8 protein-coding genes are annotated in these 5,500 nt (G+C 63.4%); all 8 read right to left on the bottom strand.

Going from position 1 to position 5,500, the window contains the following annotated elements:
- A partial coding sequence (locus AX729_RS18795; protein WP_197433626.1) for a cation efflux transmembrane domain-containing protein occupies positions 1-368 on the bottom strand: 368 nt, incomplete at its 3' end.
- Positions 361-1,260, bottom strand: coding sequence for a cation diffusion facilitator family transporter (locus AX729_RS18790; protein ID WP_061025688.1), 900 nt, complete (start codon positions 1,258-1,260; stop codon positions 361-363). The genes AX729_RS18795 and AX729_RS18790, both read right to left, overlap by 8 nt.
- Before the next feature lie 3 nt (positions 1,261-1,263).
- Positions 1,264-2,112 carry a hypothetical protein gene (locus tag AX729_RS18785; RefSeq protein WP_061025685.1) on the bottom strand — a complete coding sequence of 283 codons (849 nt, stop codon included), beginning with the start codon at positions 2,110-2,112 and terminating at the stop codon, positions 1,264-1,266.
- Entirely contained in the window at positions 2,109-2,603 is a 495-nt protein-coding gene (locus AX729_RS18780; protein ID WP_061025680.1) for a hypothetical protein, read from the bottom strand. Before AX729_RS18780 ends, AX729_RS18785 begins: the two co-directional genes overlap by 4 nt.
- A 25-nt stretch (positions 2,604-2,628) precedes the next feature.
- Complete coding sequence (locus tag AX729_RS18775; protein ID WP_245325268.1) at positions 2,629-2,889, bottom strand: PilZ domain-containing protein; 261 nt, start codon at positions 2,887-2,889, stop codon at positions 2,629-2,631.
- Positions 2,890-2,893: 4 nt separating this feature from the next.
- Entirely contained in the window at positions 2,894-3,208 is a 315-nt protein-coding gene (locus AX729_RS18770; protein ID WP_061025675.1) for a ferritin family protein, read from the bottom strand.
- A 1-nt stretch (position 3,209) separates the two neighbouring features.
- The gene (locus AX729_RS18765) at positions 3,210-4,385 is read right to left on the bottom strand and encodes an OpgC domain-containing protein (protein WP_061025673.1); all 1,176 of its coding nucleotides are present in this window, start codon (positions 4,383-4,385) and stop codon (positions 3,210-3,212) included.
- A partial coding sequence (locus AX729_RS18760) for a heavy metal translocating P-type ATPase (RefSeq protein ID WP_156457041.1) occupies positions 4,382-5,500 on the bottom strand: 1,119 nt, incomplete at its 5' end. The genes AX729_RS18765 and AX729_RS18760, both read right to left, overlap by 4 nt.

Here is a 5,500-nt window from a genome sequence, read left to right as displayed (position 1 = left end):
GCCAGGATCGACGCCCCCTTCAGACCGTAGGTGAAACGGCCACTGGGCGCCCGCTTCGAGGCGACTGACGCGGCCCAGGCCACGACCAGGCCGAGTACGTCACTCAGATTGTGCCCGGCGTCCGCCATCAGTGCCGTCGAGTTTCCGAGGTAGCCATAGACGGCTTCGGCCACGACCAGGGCGGTGTTCAGCCCGATGCCGATGGCGAAGGCCTTGCCGAAGCTCGCCGGAGCGTGGACGTGACCGAGCCCGCCATGATCATGGTCATGGCCGTGCCGGTCGGCGCCATGATCGTGACGGTCATGATGCCGGTGATCATGGTCGGTGCTGCCGACGGGACCAGCGCTACGGTGACCCGTTTCAGACATGGAGTACGGTTTCCTCGCCTCTCATGGCCTCGTCCTCGATCTGGATCGTCGTGTGCTCGATGCCGTATTCCGCCTTCATCAGGTTCCGGGCCTCCCGCAGCGCCTCCCGCCCGGCCGACATGTCGGCCACGACGAGGTGGCAGCTCATGGCGTCGAAGCCGGACGTGACTGTCCAGACGTGCAGATCGTGGACGGCGACGGTTCCCGGAATGGCGAGCAGCCTCTTCTCGATCACGCCGGTATCGACGTTGGGCGGGGTCCCCTCCATCAGGATGTGCGTGACCTGGCTGAGGAGCGACCACGTCCGGGGCACGATGAACAATCCGATGCCTGCGCCGATGATCGGGTCTGCGAGAACCCAGCCCTTCCACATCATGAGCAGCGCGGCCACGATCACGCCGATCGATCCGAGCATGTCGCTCAGCACTTCGAAGTATGCGCCCTTGACGTTCAGGCTTTCGGACGACCCGCTCGAGAGCAGCCACATGCTGACCAGATTGACGGCCAGGCCGATGGCGGCGACAATGAGCATTGGCCCGCTCAAGACCTCCGGGGGCGACAGGAAGCGCTGATAGGCTTCGTACAGGATGTAGACCGTCAGCAGCAGCAGCACGACCGCATTAGCCAGCGCCGACAGGACCTCCATCCTAAGGTAGCCGAAGGTCCGCTGCGGGGTCGCTTCGCGGGCGGCGAAGCGGACCGCGAGCAGCGCCAGCGCGAGTCCGCCGACGTCGGTCAGCATGTGGGCGGCGTCCGCGAGCAGCGCCAGGCTGCCGGTCACAAGTCCTCCGATGACCTCCGCGATCATGTAGGTCGCGGTCATCGCGAGGGCCCAGGCGAGCCTCTTCGCGTGCTTCGCGCCGGCCGTTCCGACGGATCCTCCTCCGTGCATGTGTCAATCTCCCGTCGTGGTCGTATTTTGGGCGCCGCCGTCTGGATCTTCGAGCGCCCGGCGGAGGTTTCGCTCGAGCTCGTCGAGCAGGAAGAAGCTCACGTCGTCCACCGAGCCGTGCCCCTTGGCGAACGGCTGCTCTAGGAGGCGGACGAGGTAGAGGACGTAGACGAACATAAAGGTGATGAAGCCGAACAGCAGTGCAGATGCCGGGTCGCCTTCCGTCTTCAGCAGCAGGAGCAGCAGTACGATCGAGAACACCAGCGTCTGCACCAGCACGTGCACGGACGGCACGAACTCGACGCGCTGAATGGTGTAGATCCGGAGCAAGGCCCTCCGGATCACGTCCTGGTTCGTCCGGAGACGGACGACGAAATTCGCGGCCATACCCATGCCCTCGAGCCGGCCCAGGATCGGCGTCAGCTTGGCCAGCTCATCGAGGGCGGGGGGAACGTTCTTGTGCCCGAGACCCTCGCGGAGCCTGTCGATCAAGGCCAGCAACAACAGCCGTGCCTTCCGCAGGTCGAAGGCATCGTTAGTCTGCGCGAAGCAAGCGAGGTCGCCTTCGATCGCCTCGATGGAATTCCTGAGATCGGCGGGGATCTTCTCCGCCTCTTTGTAGTCCTGGAGGATGCTCGACAATAGAAAGCCGACGATGAACACGGCGCCGCCGATGCCGCTGGTCAGCAGGCCGTTGAGATCGAGGAACTCGAATCCGAAGTAGTGGACCGCGACCTTCGCCGCGCTCAGAAGCAGCACGACGACGCCCACGGTGAAGAACAGCCGGAACTTCTTCCAGAGGGAGATGTCGGCGCCACCGAAATGAAGATGCGAGATGATCGATGACGTCACCGCTCTTGGCCCTTTCCGAATGAATGGACGGGCGCGAATGTGCGTCCGTTCCAACGTAATATAGCCGGCCGGCCTCCCTCGAGCTCCAATCCGACGGTCCCGCCGGCGTTGATCAGCTTCATGTCGTCGACATAGGCGCTGAAGACACGACGCGAACGGCCACCCCGCTCCAGGTAGACTTCATGAAGGCATCGTTCCGCCCGGCAGATCGCTTCTCGCCGTTCGCACGCGAAGTTTTCGAAATGCAACGACCTGAATTGCAGGCCGCCTGCCTCGATCGTGGTCGAGAAATAGTGCGTCGCGGCCGCCTTCCCTCCACATTGACGCTCCAGCCGTCCGAGACCTTGGCGGATGTCCGACGGAAGCAGGTCGATGTGTTCTGCGGCATACGGGCGTTCGCTTGCGATACTGCCGCGGCCCTCGGCGGCGCCTACCGCCGCGACCAGACTCAAGATGCTTCCCAGCGCCAAAAAGAGTCCATACTTCCTCATATACGCCTCCGCTGCTGAGCCGAACTCACTCTTCGAACTCCACACCCAACCGCTTCTCCTTCACCCACGCGACACGACAGGTGCGCCGTGTTCCGTCCGCCGGCACCACAAGCGTGAATTCGCGAGGGATGCCGAGCGGACTTTCAACCTCCAACATCGCGCCGCGATCGCTGAGATTCCGGATAGAGCAATCGATCGCGGAGCTTCCGAACTCGATCGATCCCTTCTTGAAAACCCTCCGGCGCTGGTCTCCGCGTCGTTCCATTCCGGCTGCTCCGGCAGTCATGCGATCAGTCGACCGCTTTCTCGGCCTTCTCGCCGAGTTTGACGATGTCGCCTTGCGTGAAGAGGATTCCCTTGAGCTCCTCGCGCCACTCCTTCTTCCGACGCAGCAGGAATTCGAGGTTCATCCCGAAATGCTTGAACTCCTCCTTCTGGGCGTTCGCCATGATGGCTTTAGCCTTCTTGTCCTTCTCGACCGACATCCGCTGTTCGCACCAATTGATCGCTTCGGCTTCCTCGATCAGCGAAGCCATCATCCGCGCGAAGGTGCGGACCTCCTGCGAAAGCTCCTGCGGCGGTTCGTGGTATTGGTCGAAACCCATCTCATCGCTCCCTTTGCGCTAGTCGTGGCTGTCGAATCCCTTCGGGCTCGACGGCCCTTCGGCCGGTTGTGGCGCGAAACTCCCTGGTCCATGTCTTGAAATAGGCGAAGGCGATCATGATGCCGATGCCGGCGACACTGACGACGATCTGGAAGGCAAGCGAATCGGAGACGAGGTCGATGGCGAAGTAGGCGACGAAGGCGAGGAATACGCCCACGCAGAAGACTTCGAGCGATCGCTCTCCGCACAGCCGCAGCGGCCGAAGCCAAGGAGCCGACAAGAACGGCGCCTCCTTCGGAATCAGGCGCGAGACGACGATCGCGAGCGCCAGGAAATGGACGACGCGGTACGGTGCCAGATGCGTCTTGTTGTTCGGAACGAACAGCGACCGGACGGGCTCGACGATCATTTCCGCGTGGCCAGTCCGCGCTGCGAGTGTGATGATCGCGGCGAACAGGAGAAAGAGACAGGCGGCGGCAAGTGTTGTCCTCGCATAGATGAGCCCCCTCGCCGCAGTCGCGCCCCCGACCGCAACCCATGCGCCGATGACGAACAGGAATTGCCATGCGAACGGGTTAAAGTACCAATGGCCGGCGGGATACGCCCCTAGATTCCATCCCCACACCTGTGCTGCGACGTAGATGCCCGCGGAGATCGCCAGCGCGACGTTGGGCCACCTCATGAGGACCCACAGCAGCGGTGGAAACGCGATCATCAAGGCGATGTAGAGCGGCAGGACGTCGAGGTTCAGCGGCTTGTATTCGAGCAAGAGCCCGTGCTTGAGGAACTCGACCGGATCTCGAATGAGAAGCCGGATGTTGAACTCGTCGAGCAGGTGGGCGTGGCCGTACCGTTGCGCGACGTATCCGATGGTGACGACGTAGAAGACGAACAGCAGGATGTAGGCGACATAGAGCTGCCATGCCCTGCCGAGAACACCGAGGGCGGCGGCGAGGAAGCCCCTTGCCCGCGCCATACGCGCGTAGACGAATGCTACTGTATATCCAGACACGAACACGAACAGTTCGGCAGCATCGCTGAAACCGTAGTTTCGGGCCGTGATCCAGGCGACCGCATTGTTCGGAACGTGGTCGACGAAGATCGCCCAGTTGGCCAGTCCGCGAAACAGGTCGAGGCGCAGATCGCGGTCGCCGGCTTGGACCCCGATGGCGTTCATGTGGGCGCTCCCTCGTCCGCCCCACCGCTGGCCTGTACCGAAAGCAGTCGCAGCGCGTTCATGGTGACCAATACGGTCGCGCCGGTGTCGGCGAGGATCGCGGGCCAAAGTCCGGTGATCCCCGCGATCGTGGTGACCAGAAAGACCGCCTTCAGTCCGAGTGCGATCGAGATGTTCTGCCGGATGACTCCCATGGTCCGCTTGGACAACTCAATCATGGCCGGCACGTCGGAGACGCGTCCGTGAAGGACTGCGGCGTCCGCGGTCTCAAGCGCCACGTCGGTGCCGCCACCCATCGCGACCCCGACGTCGGCTGCGGCGAGAGCCGGAGCGTCGTTGATGCCGTCGCCGACTTTCAGGACAACTTCGCCCTGGTTCTTGTAGGCCTCGACGGTGCGCTGCTTGTCCTCCGGCATCATTTGCGCGCGATGGTCGATGCCAAGGTCGCGCGCAAGCGCCGCGGCGGTACGGGGATTGTCGCCCGTGAGCATGACCGAACGGACCCCGGAGTCGGCCAAACGACGCAGCGCGGCGACGGCATCGCTTCGTAACTCGTCCCGCATGGCGATGCAGCCGGCGATCTCGCCATTGACGACGAGTACCGATACCGTCTTGCCCCGTTCGTTGAGCGCCTCGACGAGCTTTCGCTGGTCTTCGGCCAGCGGGACGATCCGTTCAGCCGCGGCGGGCGAACCGAGGAAGACCGTACGTCCCCCGAGATTCGCCATGACGCCTTCTCCCGCCAGATTTTCGAAGTCCTCGACCGGCTCGGGCCGAGCGCCCTTGTCCAAGCCCGCCTTAAGGATAGCGAGCGCGAGTGGATGGCTGGAGCCGCGCTCGAGTGACGCGGCAACCGACAATATCTCGACCTCCCCGTGACCGAATCCGACGACGTCCGTGACCTTTGGCTTGCCCGCCGTAAGGGTGCCCGTCTTGTCGAAGCAGGCGACGGTGACGTCGCGCAAGCGCTCGAGGACGGCTCCTCCCTTCAGGAGCAGACCCCGACGGGCTCCGGAGGCGAGGCTCGCGGCTATCGCCGCCGGCGTCGATATCACCAGCGCGCACGGGCAACCGATCAGAAGAATGGCCAATCCCTTGTAGATCCACTCGCGCCA

The organism is Bradyrhizobium sp. CCH5-F6, from assembly GCF_001556045.1.
GTDB lineage: Bacteria > Pseudomonadota > Alphaproteobacteria > Rhizobiales > Xanthobacteraceae > Bradyrhizobium.
Note: the sequence above shows the minus strand (reverse complement) of the source record. Positions and strands in the feature narration are given on the sequence as shown.